The organism is Gammaproteobacteria bacterium (assembly GCA_028817255.1).
Classification (GTDB): Bacteria; Pseudomonadota; Gammaproteobacteria; order Porifericomitales; family Porifericomitaceae; genus Porifericomes; species Porifericomes azotivorans.
In genome coordinates this window covers 1-26439 of record JAPPQA010000026.1, presented here as the reverse complement: position 1 = coordinate 26439, position 26439 = coordinate 1, and the positions used below count along the sequence as shown (strand labels likewise).

Below are 26439 nucleotides of genomic sequence, written 5' to 3'. Positions count from 1 at the left end.
CGAGACGTGCCCGGCATATCTTCAAATGTCTCCCGAATCGGGGCGACGACCGGCCAATCGTTCCAAGGAGCGTTGCAACGCGGGGTCGGCAACCTCGAAAGCCAAAGCGCGCAAGCGCCCGGCAACGGATGCATCAATACCGAGTGTCCGCGAGAGACGGCAGGCCGAAGCGCCGTACACGCGGGGCCTCTTGGGGGCCGTCCGTATCCGCACCGCGTGCAGGCCATCGTACAGAGCGACGCCGGCCATATGCCGGATGATGCGAGGCAACAGGAACCTGAGTCGCAGGGCCCAGGCGGGCGCATCCGCGGAAAGCAGCAGCGTGTTATGTTCGGGCCAGGAGACGGCAGTGCAATGCGGCACCAGGGATGCGGGCAAGAGCCGCTTCAGGTCCGCCTGTATGGCCCGCGAGCGTTCCAGACACTGGCGTGTCTTCCGGATCTCCGGGGAAGGGGCCGAGCACAGGAAATGCGAGAGCGCCTCGGGAACGTCATTCATGCTTCGATTGTAGTATAATAAGAACGTTATGCAGCTAGTAATTCTATCCGGCCCGGCAAAATGCGGCAAAACGATCACGCTGGGATGGGGGCGCATGCTCTTCTCCCTGTCCGTGTTCGGCGCATTGCTGGCCGCATTGGCAACCGCATGTTTCTCATGGGGAGTCCGGTCCTACGTCAACCAGGAGCAGCAAAATGCCGCGGCCTCCGTATCCCTGCACGAGGAAGGGATGGACCTTGTCCTGAGAGACGAAATTCACCGCGGGCGCGCGGCGGTCGTGGAGGCCAGGGAAAAAGCGACGCGACAATTGCAAGCGATAGGCGTGTCGCTAAGCCGCCTGCAGGGAAGGGTGCTCCGCCTGGAAGCATTGGGCACAAGACTTTCCGACATGGCCGCCCTTGAGCCGGGAGAGTTCGACTGGAATGCCCCGGTGGGCCTGGGAGGACCTCTGGGCGCGGAGCAATACTCCCGCGCCTTCGGCGACGGCGCCATAGACCTGATGGCCGCTCTCAACCGCCTGGAACGGAGACTCCAGGACCGCGAAGACAAGCTGGACGCCATCGAAGCGTTCCTGATGCGAAAAACTCTCAAAGACCGCTCCACTCCCGCGGGAAGCCCCGTGCCCAACGGGTGGATCTCATCCAGATACGGCATGAGGACCGACCCTTTCACCGGAAGACGCGAGTTTCACTCGGGGATCGATATCACCGGCAAGTACAAATCTCCGGTCATTGCGCTGGCATCAGGGATTGTGACCCGATCCGGACGCTACCAGGGATACGGAAACCTGGTGGAGATCGAGCACGGCGAATACAGGACGCTATACGCGCACAACCAGAAAAACCTGGTCAGGGCAGGACAGTTAGTGAAAAAACACCAACCGATCGCTCTCATGGGTTCGACCGGCCGCTCCACTGGCGCGCATGTGCACTTTGAGGTGCTGCGCGCCGGAGTCCCGGTAAATCCCAGGGAATACATTCTTTCCCTGCAGTAAGCCTCCCTCCCTGGAGCCTGCCCTCTTTTTCCTTCCTCCGTTCCCTTAACCGCATGGGCATGCGGGCGTCGCCATCGTGATCGGCGGGTTATTAAAAAAAATGTTCGGCAGCCGGAACGAGCGGCTGTTGATGCGGTTCTCGTCGGCCCTGGCAACCATCAACCGACTGGAGCCTAAGCTACGCTCCCTGTCCGACTCCCGACTCGGGGAAAAAACGACCGAGTTCCGCAAACGCCTGGAACAGGGAGAGACGCTGGACCGATTGCTTCCGGAATCCTTTGCCGTCGTGCGCGAGGCCGCGAGACGCACTCTTGATATGCGCCACTTCGATGTGCAATTGATTGGCGGCATGGTATTGCACCAGGGAAAGATCGCCGAGATGCGAACAGGCGAGGGCAAGACTTTGGTAGCCACCCTGGCAGCCTACCTGAACGCCCTGCCGAACAATGGAGTCCATATCGTCACCGTCAACGACTACCTCGCTCGACGCGATGCGGAATGGATGGGAGACGTTTACCGATTTCTGAACATGGAAGTAGGAACTATCGTCCCCGACCTGCCGCCCGCCGAGCGCAGACGCTCCTACGCGGCAGACATCACTTACGGCACCAACAACGAGTTCGGGTTCGATTACCTAAGGGACAACATGGTGCGGCACAGCGACGAAAGAACCCAGAAGGAACTCCATTACGCGATCGTTGACGAGGTGGACTGCATCCTCATTGACGAAGCGCGCACTCCCTTGATCATATCCGGGTCGGCGGAGGAGGAAACCGAACTCTACACCGAGATCAACCGCCTGATCCCGAAACTTGCTTCCGAAAACTACACACTCGACGAGAAAAGCAAGCAGGTACACCTGAACGAGGCAGGGCATACCTGCGTGGAAGAACTGCTGGTCGCCTCCGGGCTCATCGGTGCCGGTCAAAGCCTATACACGGCCGACAACCTGCAGTTGATGCACTACCTGGACGCCTGTCTGCGCTCTCGCCTCCTGTACAAGCGCGATGTAGATTACATCGTCCGGGACAACCAAGTGGTAATTATCGATCAGTTCACCGGCCGTCCCATGCCCGGCAGGAGATGGTCGGAGGGGCTGCACCAGGCGGTCGAAGCCAAGGAACAAGTGCCGGTACAGACGGAATACCATAATCTCGCCACGATTACCTTTCAAAATTACTTCCGGCTGTACCGGAAACTCGCGGGAATGACGGGCACGGCGGACACCGAGGCGTATGAATTCCAGCAGATCTACGGGCTTGAAGTCATCGTCATCCCGACTCACAAAAAAATGATCCGGGAAGATTTCGGCGACATGGTTTTCCTGCGGGAAAGGGAGAAATTCGAAGCGGTCACGGAAGAAATCAAGGAATGCCGGTCGCACAACCGGCCGACACTGGTGGGCACCACTTCCATAGAGGTCTCCGAACACATTTCCTCGCTGCTGAAAAAGGAAGGGATCCCTCACCAGGTGCTGAATGCCAAGCACCATGCCCAAGAGGCAGAGATCATCTCCCAGGCGGGCAAGCCGGGGAGTGTCACGATCGCCACCAACATGGCGGGGCGGGGAACGGATATTGTCCTGGGGGGCAACCCGGACATAGAAATCAAGGGCCTCGAAAATCCCGGAGAGGCGGAGGTCGAAGTCATCCAGAAACGATGGCGGGAACGCTACGACTTGGTAGTGGCCAGCGGGGGGTTGCATATCATAGGTACGGAGCGCCACGAATCACGCCGCATAGACAACCAATTGCGCGGTCGCTCGGGACGACAGGGAGATCCGGGCTCCAGCCGTTTCTATCTTTCTCTGGAAGACAACCTCATGCGGATCTTCGCATCCGAACGGGTCTCGGCGATCATGCAGAAGCTGGGGATGCAGGAAGGGGAAGCAATAGAGCACCCGTGGGTCACCAAGGCGATCGAAAACGCCCAGCGCAAGGTAGAGGCGCATAACTTCGATCTCCGCAAACACCTGCTGGAGTACGACGACGTAGCTAACGAACAAAGAAAGGTCATCTACGGGCAGCGAAACGATATCATGGACGCGGAGGATCTCTCTCCCATCGTGCTCGACATGCGCACGGATATGGCTTCTCAAATCGTCAATGCCCATATCCCGCCGGACAGCCCCATTGAGATGTGGGACACGGAGGGACTGTCCAAAGCGCTGCAACAGCAATTCAGAATAACCCTGGATATTCGCGGCTGGCTGGAGGAGGAGAATTCGGTTGTCCCCGATACGATTCGCCGGCAGATACAGGAGCGCATCGAAGAAGAATATTGCCACAGGACGAAGGACATACCCACAGCATTGATCAAACAGGTGGAAAAACAGATCCTGCTGGACGTGCTGGATCGCAACTGGCGGGATCATTTGCAAACCCTTGACCACCTGCGCCGGGGAATCAACCTCAGGGCTTATGCGGCAAAGAATCCCAAACAAGAATTCAAAAACGAAGCGTTTAACATGTTCGTGGACATGCTCGATCGGATCAAGCACGACACCACCGCATTCCTGACACACCTCAGATTCCGGCCTCCCGAAGAACAGGAGCAACTGCCCGCCGCGGCGACGCCTGCCAGGGAAGAGCCGGGCAGAGGACACCAGATACAGGCCGTACACCAAGCCGCCCCGGATATCCTGCACCCCGCCCAGACGATGCCCGCCGGCGGCCGGGAACCCTATGTGCGCCGGGACCGCAAGGTTGGGCGCAACCAGCCCTGCCCTTGCGGTTCCGGGAAGAAGTTCAAGCACTGCCACGGCCAAGCGGGGACCCAGTGAGCGCGCGGCATGGATGAACCCGACACGGCTCTCCCGCTCCACCCCGTGGCGGGGGTGCGCCTGGGGGTGGCCTCCGCACAGGCTTTGCGCCAGGACAGGACAGACCTGACGGTAATCGCCATTGAGGACGGCGCCTTGTTGCAAGCCATATTCACGCGCAATGCCTTCGCCGCGGCCCCGGTAACGATAGCGCGGCGTCACTTGGCGCTGGCATCGCCGCGTTACTGTGTGATCAACGCCGGAAATGCGAATGCGGGCACCGGAGAGGCGGGGCTCGAAAACTGCCGGAAAGTATGCGCAACCCTGGCGCATGCCCGTCGTTGCCCCGTAGAAGCCGTACTGCCCTTCTCCACCGGGGTAATCGGAGAGCCTCTTCCGGTGTCCCAAATCTGCAAAACGTTGCCGGCCTGCCTGCAATCCCTGGAGGAAGCAGGATGGAAAAAGGCGGCCCGGTCAATCATGACCACCGACCGGGCGCCCAAGGGATACTCGGAAAAACTGACCCTGGGCGGCACCGAGATCACGGTGACCGGCATCGCCAAGGGCGCGGGGATGATATGCCCCGACATGGCGACTATGCTGGCCTTCATCGCTACTGACGCCCACATAGAAAAAAACCTGCTGGGGCACATGCTGCAACGGGCAGCCGGGAAGACCTTCAACCGCATTACCGTGGACGGAGATACCTCTACCAACGATGCCGCGGTCCTGATTGCCACCGCCCGCGGCGGCGGCCCGGAGATTCGGAGATGGGACCGAAACAGCGAAAGGATCGCGGCCGCCATTACCCGAACCTGCGAACACCTGGCGTTAGCGATCGTCGAGGACGGCGAGGGCGCTACGCGCATAATTGATATCCGCATAGAAGGCGGCCGCGACGAACAAGAATGCCTGCGGGTGGCATACCTGATCGCGCACTCTCCGCTGTTCAAAACGGCCTGCCATGGAGGGAGCCCGAACTGGGGGCGAATCCTGGCGGCGGTGGGGCGCTCTGGCCTGAATGCGCTCGATATCGGACAAGTGAACCTGTTCCTCGGCGATCTCCCGGTTGTGGAACAGGGCAGCCTTTCTCCGCGCTACAACGAGGCAAAGGCGAAGCAATTCATGGCCCAGAAGCACCTGCGGTTCGTCATCCATCTCGGGCGCGGACGTACGGCCGCCAAAATAAGCACCTGCGACCTGAGCCGCGAGTACATCCGGATCAACGCAGAATACCTGGCCTGAATCCGCCCGCCCCAGATGGGAACTCCCATGCCCGCGACCGCCCCATCTCCGCTGCCTGCAATCCCCGACGCAATCCAAGACATCCAAAAACCTCCCATTGCGACAGTCCCGCGGCTTTCTTTCGCGGCGGCGGAGACCTTATTGGACAGCGGCAAAATAGCGGCCTTTTGCTGCCGCCGCCATGCGCCCCATGGCCGATAAACAATCCCGCCCGGAACGGCTGCCTGCCCTGTGCGCGGTCACTCCGGATCTTTCCCGTGACCGGTGCGATCGGTTCCTGGAGAGACTGGAGCTATGCCTGTGCGGCGGCCTGCGCTTGCTCTATCTCCGTTCCCGCCGCCTGGCCGCCCGTGAGTACATGCTCCTGGCCGCCCGGGCGGCAGATAGCTGCCGAAAACACGGGGCAGCCATGCTGCTAGACTCCCGTCATTGCCGGGAGGGAACCCTGCCGCCCGACGCCGGACTGCAATTGTCGGGAGAACGCCTCTGGCGGCCGGTCACGCATCCCGGCGGCTGGCTGGGCGCCTCCTGCCACAACGCAACCGAGGTCGAACAGGCGAACCGACTGGGAGCGGACTTGGTCTTACTGTCCCCGGTGCTGCCCACGGCCACGCATCCCGGCGCCCCGCCGCTGGGGTGGGACGGGTTTCGCCGCCTGGCGGACCGCGCCCATGCGTCTGCCTACGCGCTGGGAGGCATGCGCCCCACCGACCTGTCCGCGGCACGGCAATGCGGAGGGCACGGCATTGCCATGTGCGGCGGAGTTTGGGAGGCGCCGGACCCCGCGCTGGCGATACGCAATTGCCGGAACCCGCCGCCCGCCGCCGAGACATTCACGCCCTAAGTAGAACGCGGTCGCCGGTCGCGCCGATGCCCGGCACAAGGCGCCGGCGGCCAAAATAGCAAAGATACCTGCTATGGCAACGCAGCACTTGCTCGCGCAGCGCATCCATACCGCCGCCGTTATCGATCACCTCGTCTGCCAGGGCCAGCCTCTGTTCGCGCCTGGCTTGAATGCGCATGATCGCAAGGATCGCATCGCGGGGAACCCGCCCCCGCTTGCAGGCCCGGGCAAGCTGAAGTCGCGGTTTGCAATCAACAACCAGGACCCGGTCAAATCGGCCCGCCGAAGCTGTTTCGACCAAGAGCGGGATACAGACAATGCAGTACGGCGCGCACAAGCCGCGCAATAGCCTCTCCACCCGGGCAAAAGCCGGCGGATGCAGGAGCCTTTCCAGTTTCCGCCTGCTTTCCTTGTCCTGCAAAACAATGCGGCGCAGTCGCCGCCGCGAGATTCGGCCGTCCCCGGACAGGATCTGCGTCCCGAGACTACGGACCGCCTGGCCGGCTACGGGGTGCCCGCGGACCAGCAAATCCGCGCAGATCCGATCCATATCGATCACGGGTGTCCCCAGGGAACAGAACATTTCCCCCGCCGTCGTTTTCCCGCTGCCTACGCCCCCGGTCATACCGATGCGCAGTACGGAACGCAGGCGCCGCCGTTCGGTTACATCCCCGTCCAGCGGATGCCCTCCCCCCAGAGCAAGGCAACCCATCCCGCCAGGGCCAGAAAAGGGCCGAATGGCATCTGCATATCCCGGTCCCAGAAGCGGTTCCGCAAGGCAATGGCGACCCCCGCCAAGGAGCCCAGCAAGGCGGCCAAAAACAGGACCGGCGGCAACGATTGCCAACCGAGCCAGGCTCCGGTCGCCGCCAACAATTTGAAATCGCCGTACCCCATCCCCTCCTTGCCGGTACAGAGCCGAAAAGCGTGGAACAACAGCCACAGAACCAGGTACCCGCCAATGGCGCCTTTCACCGCGGCATCCAGGCCGGCGAACACGCCCCCCAGGTTGACCGCGAGCCCCAGCCACAGCAGCGGCAGGGTAATAACGTCCGGGAGCAGACGGTGCTTCAGGTCAATTACGGCCAGACAGAGCAGGGACCAGCCGAAAAGCGCCGCCAGCAAGGCCTCCCCGCCAAAGCCGAAACGCCAGGCGGCCAGCGCCGCGACGGCCCCGCCCGCCAATTCCACCAGCGGATAACGTACCGGGATGCGGCTACGGCAGGCATAACAGCGCCCTCCCAGAAGCAGGTAACTCAACACGGGAATATTCTGCCAGGCGGGGATACGGTAATCGCATGCCGGACAGAACGAACGCGGAACGACCAGGCCGTACGGCTGTTTCCCGGCGCCTGCCGGCGGCAAGTCAAGCAGTTCGCGGCACTGCGCCTCCCAGTCCCGTTCCAGGATGCCGGGCAACCGATAAATCACGACATTGAGGAAGCTGCCAACGATCAGACCCAGCACGGCGCAAGCGCCGACCCAGGCGCCGGGATTTGCAACGAAAAAAGAGAAAATCGGCAGCGGCGGGGATACGAAAGCTTAGATCGCTTCCGAGATCTTGAAGATCGGCAGATACATAGCCACCACCAAAGTGCCGATAATCCCGCCCAGAAAAACAATGATGATTGGCTCCATCAAACTGCTCAACGACTCGACCATGTTGTCCACATCTTCCTCGTAGGTATCCGCCACCTTGCTCAACATATCGTCGAGAGCGCCGGACTCTTCTCCAATAGCCACCATCTGCACCACCATATTAGGGAAAATCTGCGTATTGGTCATGGCAACCTGCAACTGGGTGCCCGTCGCCACTTCATCCCGCATCTTCATCACCGCATCATGGTAGAGTAGATTCCCGCACGCCCCGGCCACCGACACCATGGCCTCGACCAGCGGGGTGCCGGCGCTGAACATAATGGCCATGGTGCGGGAGAAGCGGGCAACGACCGACTTGTCCAGGATCTCCCCCACGATCGGTATCTTCAGGGAATACCGATCCAGCATGAAGGCAAAGGTCTTGTTGCGCCGCTTGAGTTGCAAGAATCCATAGACGATAGCCCCCCCTCCGACGATGACATAAAACAGGTTCGCGATCAGGAAATCGGAGAGATCGACGATGACCTTGGTCAGGGCAGGCAAATCCGCGCCAAGACTCTCGAAGATGGTCGCGAACTGGGGCACTACGAACACCAGCAGGATTGTCGAAACGATGAGGGCGACAATGACGACGGCGACGGGGTAGTACATCGCCTTCTTGATCTTGGCCTTTAAAGACTCGGTCTTTTCCTTATAGGTGGCAAGGTTGTGCAACATGGTCTCCATCGCGCCCGATTGCTCGCCGGCTGCAATCAGATTGACGGAAAGAGGGTCGAAGTGCTTGGGATGCTTGGCCAGCGCCGAGGCCATGGTCCCTCCCGCCTCAATATCCCCCTTGATCGCCAGGACCATCGCCTTCACTGCCTGGTTATCGTGTCCATTGCCGATAATCTCCAGCGACTGGACCATGGGGACCCCTGCCGACATCATGGTGGCCATCTGCCGCGTGAACACCATGATATCGCGGGGCTCGATTTTGCCCTGGCCGAGCTTCAGAGTCCTTTTCTTGATGTGGGTCGGGCGTATGCCCTCCTTGATCAACGCGGCCTTGATCTGGGCCGCGCTGGCGGCGCTCCTTTCGCCCTTTTGGCGCCTTCCCTGCCGGTCCCTCCCCTCCCAGAGAAATGTAGCTACTTCCGCCATCGCCCCGGTTTATTCGACCGTCACCCGATTGATTTCCGTCAGGCTGGTAAAGCCGGCCTTCGCCTTCATCAACCCGGCGCGGCGGATATCCCATATCCCCTCCGCTTCCGCCTGCTGGGCCAGCTTGACGGCGTTCGCCTGCTCAATGATCAAACGCCTCAACTCTTCGGAGACCGGCATGACCTGGTAGATCCCCACCCGGCCCTTGTAGCCGGTGGGACAGTCTTCGCCGCACTCGTCAGCCGGCTCGTACAGCTCGAAATTTTCCGCGACATCCTCCTCGGTAAAGCCCTCTTTCAGCAGCGCCTCTTTGGGCAGGGAAATGGACTTCCGGTATTCCGAGTGCAGGCGCCGCCCCAGCCGTTGCGCCGTGATGATATTGATGCTGGTGGCGACCGCAAATGCAGGAATACCCATGTCCTGCAACCGGGTCAGGGTCTGCGGACAATCGTTGGTATGCAAGGTGGACATGACCATGTGGCCCGTCTGTGCCGCCTTGACCGCGATGGAACCGGTCTCCAGGTCGCGAATCTCGCCCACCAGGATAATATCCGGGTCCTGGCGGAGGAAAGACTTGAGCGCCTTGCCGAAAGACATGCCCGTGCGTTCGTCAACTTGCACCTGGTTGATCCCGGGCAGGTTGATCTCGACCGGGTCCTCCGCCGTCGAGATGTTGACCTCCTCCTTGTTGATGATATTGATCCCCGTGTAGAGGGAGACGGTCTTGCCGCTCCCCGTCGGCCCGGTGACCAGGAACATGCCGTAAGGCTTGTGCAAGTTGTTCAGGAACAACTCCTTCTGGAAATCCTCATAGCCCAACTGGTCGATCTGCAGTTTCGCGGCATCGGAATCCAGGATACGCATACAACATTTCTCCCCAAACAGTGTCGGGCAGGTGCTCACGCGAAAGTCTATCGCCTTGCTCTTGGAGAGCTTCAGCTTGATGCGCCCATCCTGGGGCACCCGTCTCTCGGATACATCCAGGCGCGACATGACTTTGATGCGGGCAGAGATCTTCTTGGCCAGGATCTGCGGCGGCTTGACGATCTCCTGCAACATTCCGTCAACGCGAAACCGCACCCGGTAGAACTTTTCGTAAGGTTCGAAATGCAGGTCCGACGCCCCTTTCTTGATTGCGTCCAGCAGCACCTTGTTGACAAAGCGCACCACCGGGGCATCTTCCACGTCGCTGGCGGCGGCATCGTCTCCCTCGGCTTCGGCGGATTCGTCAACCGTCTGCAAATTGTCCAGATCTTCGAAATCGTCTCCCTCGGTCATATCGGAGAGAGACGTGTCCATCGCCTCCGCCGCACTCTCAATGGCCGCGGACAGTTTGTCCTCCTCCACCAGAACCACCTCGACCTGGCAGCCGGTGGCAAACTTTACCTCGTCCAGGACTTGCAGATTCATCGGGTCGGAGAGGGCCACGAATATCTTCCTTCCCCGCCGGTACAGGGGAAAGACGCGGCGTTTTTGCATGATGTCCATCTTGATCTGCTTGACGAGGTCGGCATCCACTTCAATGGCGCTGGCGTCAATCAGCGGGAACCCGAATTCCGCGGCGGCAACCATCGCGATCCGATTGGCGGGCGCCAGCTTATTCTTCACCAGATGCACTACCAGGGATATGTTCTTCCTGGCGGCGGCCTGAAGCGCCTCTCCGGCCGCGCCCTCCTCCAGAATCTTGTGGGCCACAAGCTTCCGGGCAAGTCCGGTCAATTGAATCTTGTTTGCGGATACGGCCAATTCAAAGCTCCCTGGATCGCTGCTAAAGACCTGTCCCCTATAATCTATCGCAAAACCGCGGCAAATGCCAGCAACGGACGCCGGCCCGCCGCGGGCATATTCCCCCCGCGCCCAACCCGCCCGCCACCGGACCGGGGCGTCAACTCTCGGAACCGGTCGCAACGGCGGGGAGACCCGGTTTCTCGCCGCCTCCCGCGATCCTGTCGAATTTCAAGGCCTCGCCCTCCACCTCGACGGCCACCGTATCGCCAGTCGCGAAGCGGTCGGCCAACAGCGCGCGCGACAGAGGGCCAAGCAGGTGGCGTTGCACGGCACGTTTCAAGGGCCGGGCGCCGTAGGCGGAATCGTATCCGCTATGGCCCAGCCAGTCCACAGCCGCATCCGACACTTGCAGGCGAATCCCCTGTACCTCCAACCGTTCCCGCACCCGGTCCAGCTGGATGCGGGCGATCACGCGGATATGCTCCTGCCGCAACGGGCGAAAAACCACTATCTCGTCCACCCGGTTGATAAATTCGGGCCGGAAACGCTCTCCCGCGGCCTCCAGGACAGCCTCCCGGATCGCCATGGGTTCCACCGCCTGCCGCGCCGCCAGCTCGCGGATGCGCTCGGAACCCAGGTTAGAAGTCATTACGATCACCGTGTTGCGGAAATTCACGGTGCGGCCCTGGCCGTCGGTAAGGCGGCCGTCGTCCAGCACCTGCAACAGGATATGAGCGATGTCGGGATGCGCCTTTTCGATCTCGTCGAACAGGACCACGCTGTAGGGCCGACGTCGGACCGCCTCGGTTAACTGGCCGCCCTCCTCGTGGCCCACGTAACCGGGCGGCGCCCCGACGAACCTGGCCGCCGCATGCCGCTCCATGTATTCCGACATGTCTATTCGCACCGTCGCGTCTTCACTGGCAAACAGGAACTCGGCCAGCGCCCGGCAAAGTTCGGTCTTGCCGACGCCGGTCGGCCCCAGAAACAGGAAAGAAGCGATGGGACGGGCCGGGTCGGAAAGGCCGGCACGGGAGCGCCGGACAGCGTCCGCCATAGCGGAGAGCGCATGATCCTGTCCCACAACCCGCCGGCGCAACGCCTGTTCCATCCGCAGCAGCTTAGCTTTCTCGCCCCGCAACATCCTGCTGGCGGGGATGCCCGTCCACCGGGAGACCACCTCGGCAATCTCGTTTTCCGTGACCTTGTTCCGCAGCAGGCGCAGTTTCCGGGAGCCGTTCTCGGAGGCCCGCCGGAGACTGGCCTCCAACTCCGGAATATGGCCGTATTGCAGCTCGGCCATCCGATTCAGGTCCCCGGCGCGGCGGGCGGTTTCCAACTCCCGCCGGGCCCGGTCCAACCGCTCCTGAAAACGATGAGCGCCCTGCAACTCGGCTTTCTCCGCCTTCCAGACCCGTTCCAAATTCTTGCGCTCCTGGTCCAGGCCTTCGATCCGCTTCCGCAGTTCTTGAAACCGTTCCCGGGAAGCGCGGTCCAGGTCCTTGCGCAGGGCCTCGCGCTCGATCCGCAACTGGACCAGGCGCCGGTCCAGACGATCCAGCGCCTCCGGTTTGCTCGCAATCTCTATGCTGATCCTGCTTGCGGCCTCGTCCACGAGATCGATCGCCTTGTCCGGAAGGCGGCGGTCGGCGATGTAGCGGTGCGACAAGGCGGCGGCGGCGACGAGGGCCGGATCCGCGATCCGCACCCGGTGATGCAGTTCGTAACGCTCCTTGAGGCCGCGCAGAATGGCCACGGTATCTTCCACCGTAGGCTCGCCGGTCAGGATCTTCTGAAACCGGCGCTCCAGTGCCGCATCCCGCTCGATATGTCGGCGATACTCGTCCAGGGTAGTGGCGCCCAGGCAATGCAATTCGCCGCGCGCGAGGGCGGGTTTCAGCATATTCCCCGCATCCATGGCCCCTTCCGCATTGCCCGCGCCTACGACCGTGTGCATCTCGTCTATAAACAGGACGATCCTGCCCTTTGCCCGGGAGATATCCCGTAATACGGCCTTCAGGCGCTCCTCGAAGTCGCCGCGAAACCGGGCGCCGGCGACCAGCGCCCCCAAGTCCAATGCCAGGATACGCTTGTCCTTCAGCAATTCCGGCACCTCGCCGTCCACAATGCGCTGCGCCAGTCCCTCTACAATGGCCGTCTTGCCAATTCCCGGATCGCCGATCAGCACCGGGTTATTCTTGGTGCGCCTCTGCAACACCTGGATGGCGCGCCGAATCTCCTCGTCCCGCCCGATCACGGGGTCCAGATCCCCGCGCTCGGCACGCGCCGTCAGGTCAACGGTGTATTTCTCCAGGGCCTGGCGCTGTTCTTCCGCACCCGGATCGTCAACCGAGCGCCCATCCCGGGACCGTTCGATAGCCTCTTCGAGGCGGGACGCCTGAGCCCCGCATTCCCGCAGCGGCTCCGCGAGTTGCGCGCACTCCCGCATCATGGCCAACAGAACCAGCTCGCTGGAGATGTAGCGATCCCCGCGTTGCCGCGCCAGCGTTTCGCCGGCGTCCAACAGCTGCCCCAGCCGCCCGGACAAACGGCAGTCGTCCTTTTGCGCGCCGGCCGCCCGCGGCATCCCGTCCAGCCTCCGGGCCAGGTTCTGCCGCAAGCGGACCAGATCCGTTCCCGCTGCCGCCAGCAATCGCCGCGCCTCGCCCTCCTCCCGGGCCAGCATGGCAGCCAATAAGTGCTCCGGTTCCAGGACCTGGTGGGCACGGCCCAGGGCCAGCTCCCTGGCCTCCGCCAGGAGCTGTTGCAACGTATGGGTAAATTGCTCCGGGTGCATCGGGTCGCTCCTTACAGGTCAATATGCCGCCGCAATCCCAGGATTCAAGCGGGGCCGCGCCGTCCCGCGAAACTCAAGCGCCAGCATCACTGCCGGCGTCTTTGCGCAAATCGGCCAACAGCCGCGCCATATCGGCGGGCAACGGCGCCTCCCAGCGCATGCGCTTACCCGACCGCGGATGGGTCAAAGCGAGCGCGCGGGCATGCAGGGCCTGCCTGGGCAGAAGGGGCGCCGCCGCGACCGGGCGCCGGCCATACAGGGGGTCGCCCGCCACCGGATGCCCCAGATGGGCCATGTGCACTCGAATCTGGTGCGTCCTGCCGGTCTCCAGGCGCAGCGACAGCCAGCTATAGCCCGGGAACCTTTCGAGCACCCGATAGCGGGTAAGCGCCGGCCGCCCGGCCGCCACGACTGCCATCCGCGTGCGGCGGCGGGGGTGGCGCCCTATCGGCAACTCTACCTGCCCGCCGTGAGAGACGCGCCCTGCTACGAGAGCCCGATATTCCCTTCGGACAGAACGTTCCTTGAGCTGCCCGACCAGGGAAACATGGGCGGCGCCGGTCCTGGCCACGACCATCAGGCCGGAAGTGTCCTTGTCCAGACGATGCACGATGCCCGCCCGCGGGACCGCGGTCAGGCCTGGGAAACGGTACAGCAAAGCGTTCAGCAGCGTATGCTCGCGGTTGCCGGCCCCCGGATGCACGACCAGTCCGGGAGGCTTATCCACGATCAGGAGTTCCTCGTCCTCGTAAAGGATCGCCAGCGGGATCGCCTCGGCCTGCCAGTGCCCGTCGGACCCTTCCCGGGGGATGCGGATCTCGACCCGCTCCCCGCCGCAAACCGGATGGCGCGCCGGTGCCGCGCGCCCCTCGACCCGGACGGCATCGCCGCGAATCCACTGCTGTATCCGGGAGCGCGAATACTGCGGCAGGAGCTGCGCCAAAGCCTGATCCAAGCGACGACCCGCGCAATCCGAAGAAATGCGCAAAGACAATTTGCCTGCTTCCATACCGCAGACAAGGTTATGCTACCGCAATGCCGGGGGCCAGTGCGCCGGCCTCCCATTCCCATGCCCCACCTCGTCATTCCCGCCCTTTACCTCGTCATTCCGGCGAAAGCCGGAATCCCGCATAGCAAGCGCGCGCTTCGCGCTCCTTTGCGTAACGGCTTGTGCGTCCCTGCTTGCATACGCCATATTTGCATCGGCGAATTCCGTATGGCGCCGACAGTAAAGGGACGCGGACTTGCGGTAGGGCGCCTCCCTGCTCTAATCTTCCATGATCATGCCTGCGATGACCATGCTCCGGAGCGTCGCCTGTTTGTTGTTGCCCTGCCTCCTGACGGCATGCGGCTCCTCCGGCAAAAACGCCTTCGCGGACTGGCCCGCGGAACGGCTTTACGCAGAGGCCAAGGGCGCCCTGCAGAGCGGCAACTATGAACAAGCGAAGGAAATGTACACGGCCCTGGAAAGCCGCTCTCCGTTCGGCGCATACGGCCAACAAGCCCTCCTGGACCTGGCCTATCTCTACTACAAGAGCGAAGAATCGGACAACGCGATCGATACCTGCGACCGGTTCATCAAGCGCTATCCCCAGCATCCGCACGTGGATTACGCATACTACCTGCGCGGTCTGGCGAATTTCTACCGGGGCGGCGGCCTGGCGGATCGCTATCTCCGCCTCGACGCCTCGCAAAGAGACCCGGCCTCCAAACTACAGGCTTTCGAGTACTTCGCGGAGTTGCGGCGCAAATTCCCAGACAGCAAGTATGCCCCGGATGCCGGGCAGCGCATGGTTTATCTGCGCAATATCCTGGCCAAGCACGAGATCAGCGTGGCCAACTATTACCTGAATCGCGGCGCCTACCTGGCAGCCGCCAATCGCGCCCAATACGTGGTACAGCATTACCCGCGCACGCCTTCGACGCCCATGGCGCTGGCGATCATGGCCCGGGCCTACAAGGTTCTGGAACTGGAGGAACTGTCGCGCGACGCTTTGCGCGTATTGCGGCTGAACTACCCCCAGTCCAAGGAGATTGCCGAGATCGAGCGGATCCGGATCAAGTAGTCAGGCAGCGCCCGAATGTCCAGGGGGTTCGGAGGGGGGCTCGGAGGGGCCGCCTTCCCGGTAACGCGAGCAGATCGGGTAGCGCCGGTCCCGGTCGAAGCAGCGCTTGCCGATACGCACCCCGGGCGGCATCTGGCGCCTCTTGTGCTCGCTGTGGCCAACCAGTGCGGCCACCTGCAGCACGGTGGCGGCATCGAAGCCGGCACGGACGATCTCCGCCGGACTCTGGTCCCGTTCAATATAGCGCTCCAGGATCGGGTCCAGCGTCGCGTAAGGGGGCAGAGAGTCCTGGTCCGTTTGGTTCGGCCGCAACTCCGCACTTGGCGGCCGCTCCAGGATGCGGTCGGGAATGACCCGCCCCTGGCGGTTGCGCCAGCGGGCAAGTTCGTACACGCGGGTTTTGTAGATATCTTTCAGCGGGGCAAAACCGCCCACCGTATCTCCATACAAGGTCGTATAGCCTACCGCCGCCTCGCTCTTGTTGCCGGTCGCCAACACCAACTTCCCACTCCGGTTGGACACGGCCATCAGCAATACGCCGCGGCACCGCGCCTGCACGTTCTCCGCCACCGTATCTTCCGTATCTCCCGTGCCGGCAGGGAAGGCATCATCGCCCAGGGTCTCCAGAACGGCAGGGCAGGTCCGCTCAATAGACAGGATGCGGTACGGCGCCCCCAACCGCTTCGCTAATTCACTGGCATCCTCGACGCTCATTGCGGCCGTATGTCGAGAGGGCAGGAGCAGGGCCTCGACGCTGTCAGAACCGAGGGCATCTACGGCAATGCACAAGGTCAGGGCCGAGTCTATGCCCCCGGACACGCCGACCAGCGCGCCCGCGAAATCGTTCTTGCGCACGTAATCCCCGACCCCCATGACCAATGCCCGGTAAACGCGCTCCACAGGCTCCGGGAGCGGCGTGGTCACGGAAGCGCGCAACTCCAGGCGCCCTCCCCCCGCCCCGCGGCGGCACTCCAGCAAGTACAGCCCCTCGCGGAACAAAGGCGCCTGCAAGAGGATGCTGCCGTTCCCATCCACGGCCATGGAGCCGCCATCGAACACCAGGCCATCCTGGCCGCCGACCAGGTTGGCATAGAGGATGGGCAGCCCCGTTTCCCGAACCCGGTCCCGCAACACCCGCCGCCGTTCTTCCGGCTTGCCGATATCGAAAGGAGAGGCGTTCATATTGACCAGCAGCTCCGTGCCCGCCGCGCGGATGCGCCGCGCCGGCTCCTGGTGCCAGATGTCTTCGCAGATCGTGGGAGCGATCCGCACCCCGTTGATGTGCGCCAGATGCACCCGGTCACCGGGGGTAAAATGTCTTTTTTCGTCGAATACGCCGTAATTCGGCAGATTGCGCTTGCAGTAGGTCAGGCGCCGCTCGCCGTCCCTAAGCAAGGTACAGGCGTTGTACAACGCCCCTTCCTCCCGGCGGGGATGGCCGATCAGCATATGGATGCCGTGCACCCGTTGCGCGATGCGCGCCAGGCCGTCTTCGACTTGGCGGTGCAGATCCGGCCTGTAGAGCAGGTCGTCCAGAGGGTAGCCGGTGAGGCTGCACTCGGGGAACAGGACGAGATCGGCGCGGTGCTCGTCCCGGGCGGCCTCCGAAGACGCGACGATGCGCTCCGCGTTGCCGGCGATGTCGCCGACCGTAAAGTTCCGCTGGGCAAGGACGATGCGCAACACGGGGGCGGACATGCAACCCTACCCGGAACCGCGGCCGATGGCGGCGGCTATTGCAGCAACTTCGCCATGGCATCGCCCAACTCGGCCGGGGAACGAACCGTGGCGACGCCCGCCTTCTCCAGGGCGCGGTATTTCTGCTCCGCGGCGCCCGTCCCTCCCGAAACGATGGCGCCGGCATGGCCCATGCGCCGACCCGGCGGCGCGGTGACGCCGGCGATATAAGCCGCTACCGGCTTGCTGATCTCCGCCGCGATGAACTCGGCGGCCTCTTCCTCGGCCGTACCGCCGATCTCCCCGACCAGGATAACTCCCCGGGTCTGCTCGTCCTCCTCGAACAGCCGCAGGCAATCCACGAAACCCATCCCGTGGATCGGGTCCCCGCCGATCCCCACACAGGTGCTCTGGCCCAGCCCGTTGCCGCTGGTCTGATGCACCGCCTCGTAGGTCAGGGTGCCGGAGCGGGAAACGATGCCTACGCATCCGGGCCGGTGAATGCCCCCGGGCATGATTCCCATCTTGCATTGCCCGGGGGTAATCACTCCCGGGCAGTTCGGCCCGATCAAGCGGACCGCGGAACAAGGTGTCAGCGCCGCGCGCACCCGCACCATATCCAGCACCGGGATCCCCTCGGTAATGCAGGCGATCATGCCGATCCCCGCATCCGCCGCCTCCATGATGGCATCGGCGGCGAAGGCTGCCGGGACGAAGATCATGCTGGCATCGGCGCCGGTCTCGCGCACGGCCTCGGCGACCGTGTTGAAAACAGGCAGGTCCAGGTGGCTCTCGCCGCCGCGCCCCGGAGTCACCCCGCCCACCAGGCGCGTACCGTATTCCATGGCCTGCCGGCAATGGAAACTGCCCTGGCGGCCGGTAAAGCCCTGGCACAAAAGCCGCGTGTGCTTATCTACCAGGATCGGCATCCGTATCTTCTCCGGCAGCCGCCACCGCCTTGACCGCGGCATCCGCCAGGTCCTCCGCGGGGGTAATCGCCAGCCCGCTGTCGGTCAGGAGCTGCCGCCCCTTGCGCACCTGCGTCCCCTCAAGCCTGGCGACCACGGGCACCCGCACCCCCACCTCGCGCACCGCCTGAATCACTCCCTCCGCAATCAGATCGCAACGGACGATGCCGCCGAAAATATTGACCAGGATCGCCTGCACCTGGGGGTCGCTGACAATGATCTTGAATGCCTCCGACACCCGCTCCGTAGTGGCGCCGCCGCCCACGTCGAGGAAATTCGCCGGCCTGCCGCCATGCAACTGGATGATGTCCATGGTGGCCATCGCCAAGCCCGCGCCGTTCACCATGCAACCGATATTCCCGTCCAGGGCAACATAATTGAGGTCGAAGCGCTTGGCCATGCTCTCCTTCTCGTCCGTCTGCGTCGGGTCCCGCCACTCCGCAAGGATTCCCTGCCGAAACAGGGCGTTGTCGTCTATGCTGATCTTGGCGTCCAAGGCCAGGAGTTCCCCGCGGTCATCGATCACCAGCGGATTGATCTCCAGCAGGCTCAGGTCCTTGTCCGCAAACAACCGGTACATATCGCGCAGGATCGCCGTCAACCGGCGCCGTTGCCCGGCGTCCAGCCCCAGCAGAAAACCCAATTGCCGGCACTGGTAGGCGCCGAGACCAAATACCGGGTCAATCGCCAGCCGGTGAATCTTGTCGGGTTCCCGCTCCGCGATCTCCTCAATGTCCATGCCGCCGGCGGCGGAGGCGACGATCGCCACCCGGCAGTCGCTGCGGTTCACCAGCAGCGCCAAATATAACTCGCGCTTGATGCCGACGGCGGCCTGCACCAGCACGCAATGCACCGGCTTGCCCTCCGGAGCCGACTGCCGGGTCATCAGCCGCGTCCCCAGCAAGCCGCGCACCTGTCGCTCCAACTCCTGCCAATCCCGGGCGCGTTGAACGCCGCCCGCCTTGCCGCGGCCGCCGGAGTGCACCTGCGCCTTGACGATCCACCCTCCCTCGCCCAGCTCGGCGGCGCAACGCAACGCCTCCCGCACGCTAAAGGCGGGCTCGCCCGGCGGCACCGGGATACCGTACTCCTGCAGCAATTTCTTGGCCTGGTATTCGTGCAGATGCATGGAAAATCGCGTCCCTCCGTTTCTCCGCGGTGTTACCCGCGGTGTTATGATATATCGTGAAAGTTCGTGCCGGGCGATGGCATACTTGCTAAAGAAACCGCGTGCGCCTCGCCTCATTCTACCAGCCGAACGGAGAATCGCTCAATGGCAAGGCCCCTATGCTACGCATAGCGTTGCTGGCGCTGATCGCCGCCGGGCTGGCGATGTGCCTGCTACTGGCTCTGCGCCGCGCGTTACGGGGCCTGGAGACGGCCCGCGACCGCCTTCGGCGGGGCGGAGCGCGGCCCCGCGCAACGAGGCGATGCACGCGCTGCGGGACTTTCGTCCCCCGGCAAACGGAGGATGCGCAGACGAATGGAGAGGATTTCCGCTGTAACCGCTGCCGGGGCTGAGCGGAAAGAACGACCGCCCTTCCGGTGGGCGCCGATCTTCGACCTCCGCCCCCCGCGCGCCAACTGGCGCGGTCTCCTGTACTTCTCCCTGTACCGCAACGCGATCGCGTTCCTGTTCCTCGGCATGATCCTGGCCGACTGGCTGCCGTCCCCCGGCGACCTGCCCCACCGGGGCCTGTTCCCGGCAACGGTCGTCGGCTATCTCCTGTGCTCCCTGCCGGGCGCCATCCTGGCGCAATTGCGCTGGCCCTCCTACATGACGCAACTCACCCTGGGGACGCTCGCCGACATCGTCGCCCTCTCCCTGATGATGTACGCGAGCGGCGGCGTGGGCAACGGCTTCGAGCTGTTGCTGCTGGTCAGCATTGCCGGCAACAGCATCCTGGCGGGCAACCCCGCGGTGTTCCTGTACGCCTCCCTGGCCGCCATGGCGGTCCTGTACCAGGAGCTGTACGCCTATCTCGTCTATTCCCCCAGCCTGGCGAACTTCCCGCAGACGGGGCTCTTCTGCCTTGCCTTCTACGCCGCCGCCGGCACCGGCGCCTTCGGCGCCAGGCGGGTGGCAACCAGCGAGGCGCAGGCGGAACGGGAACGGCGCAAGGCGGAAGACCTCGCCCAGCTGAACGAGCGCATCCTGCGGATGCTGCAAACCGGGGTCCTGGTCCTCGATGGCGGCCTGCGGGTGCAATTCGGCAACCGCTCGGCGATGCGCCTGTTGGGCGACGCGGCCCGGGAACCGCAGGGCCGCGCCTTGGGCGAGCTGTCCGAAGACATGGCCATACTGGCACAGAAATGCGAGCGCCGGGCGCCCTTCCGCACCCGCCTCGGGGAACTGGAGGCGCAAGGCATCCCGCTGCAAGAAGACGGCCAGGCGCCGCCGGGCTGGCTCATCGTGCTGGAAGACTCGGCCGCCGTGCAGCAACGGGCGACAGCCCTGAAGAACGCCTCTCTCGCCCGCCTGACCGCCAGCATCTCCCACGAGATACGCAATCCTCTGGGCGCCATAAGCCATGCCGGCCAACTGCTGCACGAGTCCGCCGCCCTCTCCGCGGAGGAGCGCCGCCTGGTGCAGATCATCGCCCGCAACGGGCGACGCATGAACGGCATCGTGGAGAATGTCATGACGCTCGGCCGGCAAGCGGCGCACCGGGAAGAGCTGCATATGGACCAATGGCTGCCGGCATTCGCCAGGGAATTCGCGGAGACGAAATCGTTGCGCCCGGACGATGTCTCAACTCGGATCGAGCGCCGGGCGGGCCCGGTCAGCGCGGACGCCAGCCAACTCCACCAGGTGTTGTGGAACCTGGGGGAAAACGCGCTCCGCTACAGCCGCCGACAGCCGCTGCTGGAACTGGTCTGCGGCACGGAGGCGGACAGCCGCGCCCCGTACATAGACGTCATAGACAGCGGCCGGGGGATTCGCGAAGAGTACCGCGAGCGGCTGTTCGAACCCTTTTTCACCACCGAGGCCGCCGGCTCGGGACTGGGGCTGTATGTCGCCAGTCAACTGTGCGAGGCAAACCGCGCCGCCCTGGGCCTGCATGCCAATTCGACCGGGGGCTGCTGCTTCCGGGTCCGCTTCGAGCCGCCGGACAGCGCCATCGCGGTATGAAGCCCGCCGCCGCCAACCCGCAAGTCCTGGTCGTGGACGACGAACGGGACATCCGGGAATTGCTGCTGCTCACGTTGCGGCGCATGGAGCTGGCGGGACTGGAGGCGCCGGACATCGCCGGGGCGAAGCGGGCGCTGCAAGAGCAATCCCCCCGGCTCTGCCTCACGGACATGCGGCTCCCGGACGGCGACGGCCTCGAACTGGTGAAGTTCGCGCAGAAGCGCCACCCCGGAATCCCGATCATCGTCATCACCGCCCATGGCAACGTGGAAAGCGCCGTGCGCGCGCTGAAGGCCGGCGCCTTCGATTTCATCGGCAAACCGGTTGACCTGGCGCAACTGCGCACCCTGATCCGCAACGCCCTGCAGCTGCCCGCGGACAGCGCGGCAACTCGCACCCGGCTGGTCGGCAACAGCCCCGCCATCCGCCATCTCCTGGCGGAGACCGCCCGCCTGGCGCGCGGCCAGGCGCCGGTCTATATCCACGGCGAGACCGGCACCGGCAAGGAACTGGTCGCGCGCCTCATCCACGAGCAGGGGCCGCGACGCAACGGCCACTTCGTGCCGGTCAACTGCGCCGCGATCCCGGCCGAACTGGTGGAGAGCGAGTTGTTCGGGCATCGCAAGGGGAGCTTCACCGGCGCCACGGGACACCGCGACGGCCTGTTCCAGGCCGCCGACGGGGGCAGCCTGTTCCTTGACGAGATCACCGATCTGCCGGCTTCCTTCCAGGTCAAGTTGCTGCGCGCCATCCAGGAACGCAGCGTGCGGGCGGTGGGCGCGGAACGGGAACGGCCCGTGGACGTGCGCATCTTAAGCGCCGCGCAACAGCCGCTGGAACCGCTGGTGGCCTCCGGACGCTTCCGCCGCGACCTCTACTACCGGGTGCAGGTGATCGCACTGCATGTGCCCCCCCTGCGCGAGCGCCGCGAAGACATCCCGCCGCTGGCGGCAGCCGTGTTGCAACGGCTGGCCCGCCGCGCCGACCGCGCGCCGCCGCGGCTAAGCGCCGCCGCGCTGAAACGGCTGCGGCGCTACGACTATCCCGGCAACGTGCGCGAACTGGAGAACATCCTGGAACGGGCCCTGACGCTGTGCGACTCCGGCACGGTCTCCCCCGAGCATCTGCGACTGCCGGCCGCGTCGCCGCAGGCCGCGCCGGAGGAGGCGCCGGCGCCCGGGGCCGGCCTGGACCGCCAGCTGGACGATGTCGCCAAGGGGAAGATCCTCGCCGCCCTGCAACAGACCCGCTGGAACCGGACCCGGGCCGCCAAGCTCCTGGGGCTGAGCCTGCGCGCCCTGCGCTACCGCCTGAAGAAGCTGAACCTGGAATAGCGACGCGCGGGCGCCGTCTTGCGGGAAGGCCGCGCCCGCCGAGAATAGCGACGCAACACGTCACAATTCGACGCATTGGGTCGCGGCAAGCCCTGGATATTCGCCCTCCGAAGCGGGCGGCGCCCGTGCGAGGCGCCTTCCCACAAAGGGAATTGCGTCCCTGGCACGGTTCCTGCTACTTTTAATGGCGAAGGCGCGGCAAAGGCGCCGAAAACCATATGGTTCCACAGAGGGAAAGCAAGATGAAGAAGCAAATCCAGCAGGGTTTCACCCTGATCGAGCTGATGGTGGTGATCGTCATCATCGGCATCCTGTCCGCCATCGCCATCCCGGCCTTCATTGATAACTCGATACGGGCCAAGGTTACGGAGGGCATCAACCTGTTCGCGCCGGCCAAGGCCAGCATCGCCGAGGCATATATCTCGAGCGGCTTCATGCCAGCCGACCAGCAGGAAGCCGGTATGGGGCTCACTAACTCCTACGCTACGGATATCGTACAGGGCATCACATACAATCGAGTCAGCAATACGGCAGCGACAGTGTCCATCGCCTACCAGGCTATCGGCGGCGATACCGCTGCGGGCCAGACGCTAGAGTACGCGGCCACGGGTAGCTCGAGCGGCGTCACGTGGACCTGCTCAGCTCCTAGCGGCGGCTTGGCCCAGAAGTATCTGCCGGCCAACTGCCGGGGTACCGCGTCTCCCGGTCCCGTCAACCCGCCGGGCATGTAAAGACCCGACGTTCGTTAGCGGATATGCGCCCCGCCGGCTCCCGGTGGGGCGTTTTTTTTTGGCGAAACCTTTTTGGCGAAACCTAAGGCTTGCGCGCCCCGCCGGAACCGGCGGGGCGCCTTTTCTTAACAGGCCGCGGCGCCTTTCCCCCAGCCCCGCCCGGGCGGCGAGGCGGGCCGGGACGGCGGCCGCCCGACGGCGCCAACAGCCGCAGCAATTGGCCATGGACGGAGGGACTGCCGGCCAGGATCTGGCCGCAGCGCAAGTGGCCAGTGCCGCCCTCCAGATCGGTAACCAACCCGCCGGCCTCCTCCACCAGCAACACGCCGGCGGCGATGTCCCAGAGCTGCAGATCGCTCTCCCAGAAGCCGTCCAGCCGGCCGCAGGCTACGGCGGCGAGGTCCAGGGCGGCCGAACCCATGCGCCGCACGTCCGTGACCGCCCGGCAGACCCGCTCCAGGGCGTCCAGATAGGCCGGCAGGCGGGCCGGGTTGCGAAAGGGGAATCCGGTGCCCACCAGGGCGCGCTTCAGGCCCTTCGGGCCGCTGGCGGCGCGGCCGCTGACCCGAATGCGCCGCTCGTTGAGGTAGGCGCCTTCTCCCCGGCTGGCCGTGTACATCTCCTGGCGCAGGGGGTCGTAAACCACGGCATGCAACAGGCGGGTGCCGCGGCGCACGGCGACGGACACGGCGAAGTGCGGGCAGCCGTGCAGAAAATTGGTGGTGCCGTCCAGGGGATCGACGATCCACTGGCAGTCGTTGCCGGCCTGAGCGCCGGACTCTTCGGCCAACACCGCATGGCCCGGGTACGCCTTGCGAATCTCGGCGAGGACGATCGCCTCGGCCCGGCGGTCGGCCTCGCTGACGTAGTCGTTGGGCCCCTTGTCCAGCACATGCAGGTGCGCCGCCCGGTCCAGGCGCCGGACCAGGAAATCGCCGGCGTTGCGGGCCGCTTGCACGGCGATGTTCAACATGGGTTGCATGGCCTTCCCTACCCGCGCCCCGGCGGATGGTATCCTAGGCGGCGGAGGACTCGCAGCAGCACATGCCCCCGAACCCGCAAGGCGCCCCGCAAGACGCCATTCGCATCGTCCTGGCGGACACCACGCACCCCGGCAATATAGGCGCCGCCGCCCGCGCCATGAAGGCCATGGGACAGGAACGGCTGCGCCTGGTGCGGCCGGCAAACTTCCCCTGCGCGGAGGCCACGGCGCGGGCCGCCGGGGCGGACGACATCCTGGACCGCGCCGCTGTCTGCCGCTCGCTGCCGGAGGCGATCGGCGACTGCTCGCTGGTATTCGGCACCACCGCCCGGCGGCGGCGGCTGGCCTGGCCCACGCTGACGCCCCGCGAGGCGGCGGCGATGGCCCTGCGGCACGCAGGGCATGGCGACACGGCGGCCGCCTTCGTCTTCGGGGGCGAACAGAGCGGGCTTGGCAACCGGGACCTGGAATATTGCCACCGCCTGGTATGCATCCCCACCGTCCCGGATTTCCGCTCCCTGAACGTGGCCGCGGCGGCGCAGCTGATCTGCTACGAGTTGCTGCTCGCGCGGCTGGCCGGCGAGCGGACGCCGCCCCCGGAGGCGGCGCCCCTTCCCGGGACTGCGGCGACGCCGGCGAGCGCGGAGGAAATGATACGGTTCTACGAACACCTGGAGCGCTGCATGAGGGATACGGGCTTCCTCTCCAGGCGCCGCGCCAGCCCGATGCGGCGGCTGCGACTGCTGTTCAACCGGGCGCTGCCCAACCGCGACGAACTCAACATTCTGAGGGGATTTCTGAGCGCGGTGCAGCGTCCGGGCCGGCCTCCCGCCCCCCCCGGATAAAACGAAACCGATCCGCGCCCGCCGCAACCCGCTCCACGCGACCGGCGACCCAGCAACCGGGCTCCCCCGCCGCCGCCAGGCAGTCCAGCGCCCGTTTCTCATCGCCAGGGGCAACGCAGAGCACCATGCCGATGCCGCAATTGAAGACCCGGTACATCTCCTCCCGCGCGATCTTGCCCTGAGCCTGCAACCATTCGAACAGCTCCGGCCAGCGCCAACTGCCCTCGTCCACCACGGCGCCCAGCCCTTCGGGCAGGATGCGAACCAGGTTTCCCGGCAGCCCCCCGCCGGTGATGTGGGCGATGCCCCGCACCGGCACCTCCTGCAACAGGGCGACGACGGCCGGGACGTAGATGCGGGTCGGGGCCAGTAATTCCGGCAACGGCGTATCGGGCGGCGGAGGCGTCTGTTCGTCTCCATCAAGAATCTTGCGAATCAGCGAGTAACCGTTGGCATGGGCGCCGCTGGAGGGCAGCGCGACGAGCAGGTCGCCCTCCCGAATAGAGGCGCCGTCAATCAGCCGCTCGCGCTCCACGGCCCCCACGCAAAAGCCGGCAAGATCGTATTTCTCCTTCACGTAGGCGCCGGGCATCTCCGCGGTCTCGCCGCCGACCAGGGACGCGCCGGCAATGCGGCACCCTTTCGCGATGCCCGCCACCAGCAGCGCCGCCTCCTCCACGTCCAGCCGGCCGCAAGCGAGGTAATCCAGAAAGAACAACGGCGCGGCGCCCTGCGCCAGCACGTCGTTGGCGCACATGGCGACCAAGTCTATGCCAACGCCGGCCAGGGCCCCGGCCCGCACTGCCAGCTGCAGCTTGGTGCCGACCCCGTCCGTGGCCGAGACCAGCAGCGGATCGCGCAGCCCCAGCGGCGCCAAATCGAACACCGCGCCGAATCCGCCTACGCCCGCCACCACGCCGCGGCGGGGGGTGTCAACGGCCAACTCGCGGACGCGACCCGCCAGCCGCTCGCCCGCGGCGAGGTCCACGCCCGCATCCCGGTAGCTTAAGGGGGAAAGGCGCCCGGAGCGCTCGCGCCCGGCGGCCATCGGATCAGATACGAGCGGAATGCAAGGAAGGCGCCCAGGCGGCCAT

Annotated in this window: 21 protein-coding genes; 9 read left to right on the top strand and 12 right to left on the bottom strand. The window is 64.6% G+C overall.

Annotated elements, in window-relative coordinates:
• Positions 1-21 precede the first annotated feature (21 nt).
• Positions 22-498, bottom strand: coding sequence for a DciA family protein (locus OXU43_01190; GenBank protein MDD9823788.1), 477 nt, complete (start codon positions 496-498; stop codon positions 22-24).
• A gap of 28 nt (positions 499-526) precedes the next feature.
• On the opposite strand from OXU43_01190, the gene OXU43_01185 reads away from it, so the two are divergent.
• From OXU43_01185 to OXU43_01170, 4 genes are all read left to right on the top strand, one after another.
• Positions 527-1492 carry a M23 family metallopeptidase gene (locus OXU43_01185; protein MDD9823787.1) on the top strand — a complete coding sequence of 322 codons (966 nt, stop codon included), beginning with the start codon at positions 527-529 and terminating at the stop codon, positions 1490-1492.
• Positions 1493-1568: 76 nt separating this feature from the next.
• Positions 1569-4274 (top strand): preprotein translocase subunit SecA, encoded by a 2706-nt coding sequence (gene secA, locus OXU43_01180; protein ID MDD9823786.1) that lies wholly within the window; start codon positions 1569-1571, stop codon positions 4272-4274.
• 9 nt (positions 4275-4283) lie between these two features.
• Positions 4284-5498 carry a bifunctional glutamate N-acetyltransferase/amino-acid acetyltransferase ArgJ gene (argJ, locus tag OXU43_01175; protein ID MDD9823785.1) on the top strand — a complete coding sequence of 405 codons (1215 nt, stop codon included), beginning with the start codon at positions 4284-4286 and terminating at the stop codon, positions 5496-5498.
• Between the two features lie 190 nt (positions 5499-5688).
• Positions 5689-6342 (top strand): thiamine phosphate synthase, encoded by a 654-nt coding sequence (locus tag OXU43_01170; protein MDD9823784.1) that lies wholly within the window; start codon positions 5689-5691, stop codon positions 6340-6342.
• On the opposite strand, the gene coaE is transcribed toward OXU43_01170, so the two are convergent.
• The 6 genes from coaE to rluD form a co-directional block, all read right to left on the bottom strand.
• Positions 6332-6967, bottom strand: coding sequence for a dephospho-CoA kinase (coaE, locus tag OXU43_01165; protein ID MDD9823783.1), 636 nt, complete (start codon positions 6965-6967; stop codon positions 6332-6334). The genes OXU43_01170 and coaE overlap by 11 nt on opposite strands.
• 38 nt (positions 6968-7005) lie before the next feature.
• On the bottom strand, positions 7006-7866 hold the full coding sequence (locus OXU43_01160; protein ID MDD9823782.1) for an A24 family peptidase: 861 nt from the start codon (positions 7864-7866) through the stop codon (positions 7006-7008).
• Positions 7867-7884: 18 nt separating this feature from the next.
• Positions 7885-9084 carry a type II secretion system F family protein gene (locus OXU43_01155; GenBank protein ID MDD9823781.1) on the bottom strand — a complete coding sequence of 400 codons (1200 nt, stop codon included), beginning with the start codon at positions 9082-9084 and terminating at the stop codon, positions 7885-7887.
• Positions 9085-9093: 9 nt separating this feature from the next.
• Positions 9094-10830, bottom strand: coding sequence for a type IV-A pilus assembly ATPase PilB (gene pilB / locus OXU43_01150; protein MDD9823780.1), 1737 nt, complete (start codon positions 10828-10830; stop codon positions 9094-9096).
• A gap of 139 nt (positions 10831-10969) precedes the next feature.
• A complete protein-coding gene (clpB, locus tag OXU43_01145; GenBank protein MDD9823779.1) occupies positions 10970-13609 on the bottom strand; it encodes an ATP-dependent chaperone ClpB in 2640 nt (879 codons plus the stop codon).
• Positions 13610-13682: 73 nt separating this feature from the next.
• Positions 13683-14618, bottom strand: a complete 936-nt coding sequence (rluD, locus tag OXU43_01140) for a 23S rRNA pseudouridine(1911/1915/1917) synthase RluD (GenBank protein ID MDD9823778.1) — start codon at positions 14616-14618, stop codon at positions 13683-13685.
• A 283-nt stretch (positions 14619-14901) separates the two neighbouring features.
• Here rluD and OXU43_01135 point away from each other — a divergent pair, with 283 nt between their 5' ends.
• A complete protein-coding gene (locus tag OXU43_01135; GenBank protein MDD9823777.1) occupies positions 14902-15675 on the top strand; it encodes an outer membrane protein assembly factor BamD in 774 nt (257 codons plus the stop codon).
• Here OXU43_01135 and OXU43_01130 read toward each other — a convergent pair whose 3' ends face one another.
• The 3 genes from OXU43_01130 to sucC are packed head-to-tail and all read right to left on the bottom strand — an operon-like array spanning position 15676 to position 19449.
• On the bottom strand, positions 15676-17373 hold the full coding sequence (locus tag OXU43_01130) for an NAD+ synthase (GenBank protein ID MDD9823776.1): 1698 nt from the start codon (positions 17371-17373) through the stop codon (positions 15676-15678).
• Positions 17374-17408: 35 nt separating this feature from the next.
• A complete protein-coding gene (gene sucD / locus OXU43_01125) occupies positions 17409-18281 on the bottom strand; it encodes a succinate--CoA ligase subunit alpha (protein ID MDD9823775.1) in 873 nt (290 codons plus the stop codon).
• Positions 18262-19449, bottom strand: coding sequence for an ADP-forming succinate--CoA ligase subunit beta (sucC, locus tag OXU43_01120; protein MDD9823774.1), 1188 nt, complete (start codon positions 19447-19449; stop codon positions 18262-18264). Before sucC ends, sucD begins: the two co-directional genes overlap by 20 nt.
• Positions 19450-19803: 354 nt before the next feature.
• On the opposite strand from sucC, the gene OXU43_01115 reads away from it, so the two are divergent.
• The 3 genes from OXU43_01115 (at position 19804) to OXU43_01105 (ending at position 23518) form a co-directional block, all read left to right on the top strand.
• Positions 19804-21453 (top strand): ATP-binding protein, encoded by a 1650-nt coding sequence (locus OXU43_01115; GenBank protein ID MDD9823773.1) that lies wholly within the window; start codon positions 19804-19806, stop codon positions 21451-21453.
• On the top strand, positions 21450-22787 hold the full coding sequence (locus tag OXU43_01110) for a sigma-54 dependent transcriptional regulator (GenBank protein MDD9823772.1): 1338 nt from the start codon (positions 21450-21452) through the stop codon (positions 22785-22787). The genes OXU43_01115 and OXU43_01110 overlap by 4 nt, the downstream gene beginning before the upstream one ends.
• A gap of 218 nt (positions 22788-23005) precedes the next feature.
• A complete protein-coding gene (locus OXU43_01105) occupies positions 23006-23518 on the top strand; it encodes a pilin (protein ID MDD9823771.1) in 513 nt (170 codons plus the stop codon).
• Positions 23519-23600: 82 nt separating this feature from the next.
• On the opposite strand, the gene OXU43_01100 is transcribed toward OXU43_01105, so the two are convergent.
• Complete coding sequence (locus OXU43_01100) at positions 23601-24500, bottom strand: inositol monophosphatase family protein (GenBank protein ID MDD9823770.1); 900 nt, start codon at positions 24498-24500, stop codon at positions 23601-23603.
• A gap of 62 nt (positions 24501-24562) precedes the next feature.
• Here OXU43_01100 and OXU43_01095 point away from each other — a divergent pair, with 62 nt between their 5' ends.
• On the top strand, positions 24563-25345 hold the full coding sequence (locus OXU43_01095; GenBank protein ID MDD9823769.1) for an RNA methyltransferase: 783 nt from the start codon (positions 24563-24565) through the stop codon (positions 25343-25345).
• Here the strand turns inward: OXU43_01095 and purM are convergent.
• Positions 25278-26393 carry a phosphoribosylformylglycinamidine cyclo-ligase gene (gene purM / locus OXU43_01090; protein MDD9823768.1) on the bottom strand — a complete coding sequence of 372 codons (1116 nt, stop codon included), beginning with the start codon at positions 26391-26393 and terminating at the stop codon, positions 25278-25280. The two genes, OXU43_01095 and purM, sit on opposite strands and share 68 nt — an antisense overlap.
• Positions 26394-26439: the final 46 nt, after the last annotated feature.

What these genes read in the sequence shown, in the direction of transcription:
- OXU43_01190 (MDD9823788.1), bottom strand. Translation starts at nt 498, where the DNA reads ATGAATGACGTTCCCGAGGCGCTCTCGCATTTCCTGTGCTCGGCCCCT.
- OXU43_01185 (MDD9823787.1), top strand. Translation starts at nt 527, where the DNA reads ATGCAGCTAGTAATTCTATCCGGCCCGGCAAAATGCGGCAAAACGATC.
- argJ (MDD9823785.1), top strand. Translation starts at nt 4,284, where the DNA reads ATGGATGAACCCGACACGGCTCTCCCGCTCCACCCCGTGGCGGGGGTG.
- OXU43_01170 (MDD9823784.1), top strand. Translation starts at nt 5,689, where the DNA reads ATGGCCGATAAACAATCCCGCCCGGAACGGCTGCCTGCCCTGTGCGCG.
- coaE (MDD9823783.1), bottom strand. Translation starts at nt 6,967, where the DNA reads ATGACCGGGGGCGTAGGCAGCGGGAAAACGACGGCGGGGGAAATGTTC.
- OXU43_01155 (MDD9823781.1), bottom strand. Translation starts at nt 9,084, where the DNA reads ATGGCGGAAGTAGCTACATTTCTCTGGGAGGGGAGGGACCGGCAGGGA.
- clpB (MDD9823779.1), bottom strand. Translation starts at nt 13,609, where the DNA reads ATGCACCCGGAGCAATTTACCCATACGTTGCAACAGCTCCTGGCGGAG.
- rluD (MDD9823778.1), bottom strand. Translation starts at nt 14,618, where the DNA reads ATGGAAGCAGGCAAATTGTCTTTGCGCATTTCTTCGGATTGCGCGGGT.
- OXU43_01135 (MDD9823777.1), top strand. Translation starts at nt 14,902, where the DNA reads ATGACCATGCTCCGGAGCGTCGCCTGTTTGTTGTTGCCCTGCCTCCTG.
- OXU43_01130 (MDD9823776.1), bottom strand. Translation starts at nt 17,373, where the DNA reads ATGTCCGCCCCCGTGTTGCGCATCGTCCTTGCCCAGCGGAACTTTACG.
- sucD (MDD9823775.1), bottom strand. Translation starts at nt 18,281, where the DNA reads ATGCCGATCCTGGTAGATAAGCACACGCGGCTTTTGTGCCAGGGCTTT.
- sucC (MDD9823774.1), bottom strand. Translation starts at nt 19,449, where the DNA reads ATGCATCTGCACGAATACCAGGCCAAGAAATTGCTGCAGGAGTACGGT.
- OXU43_01115 (MDD9823773.1), top strand. Translation starts at nt 19,804, where the DNA reads ATGGAGAGGATTTCCGCTGTAACCGCTGCCGGGGCTGAGCGGAAAGAA.
- OXU43_01110 (MDD9823772.1), top strand. Translation starts at nt 21,450, where the DNA reads ATGAAGCCCGCCGCCGCCAACCCGCAAGTCCTGGTCGTGGACGACGAA.
- OXU43_01105 (MDD9823771.1), top strand. Translation starts at nt 23,006, where the DNA reads ATGGTTCCACAGAGGGAAAGCAAGATGAAGAAGCAAATCCAGCAGGGT.
- OXU43_01100 (MDD9823770.1), bottom strand. Translation starts at nt 24,500, where the DNA reads ATGCAACCCATGTTGAACATCGCCGTGCAAGCGGCCCGCAACGCCGGC.
- OXU43_01095 (MDD9823769.1), top strand. Translation starts at nt 24,563, where the DNA reads ATGCCCCCGAACCCGCAAGGCGCCCCGCAAGACGCCATTCGCATCGTC.
- purM (MDD9823768.1), bottom strand. Translation starts at nt 26,393, where the DNA reads ATGGCCGCCGGGCGCGAGCGCTCCGGGCGCCTTTCCCCCTTAAGCTAC.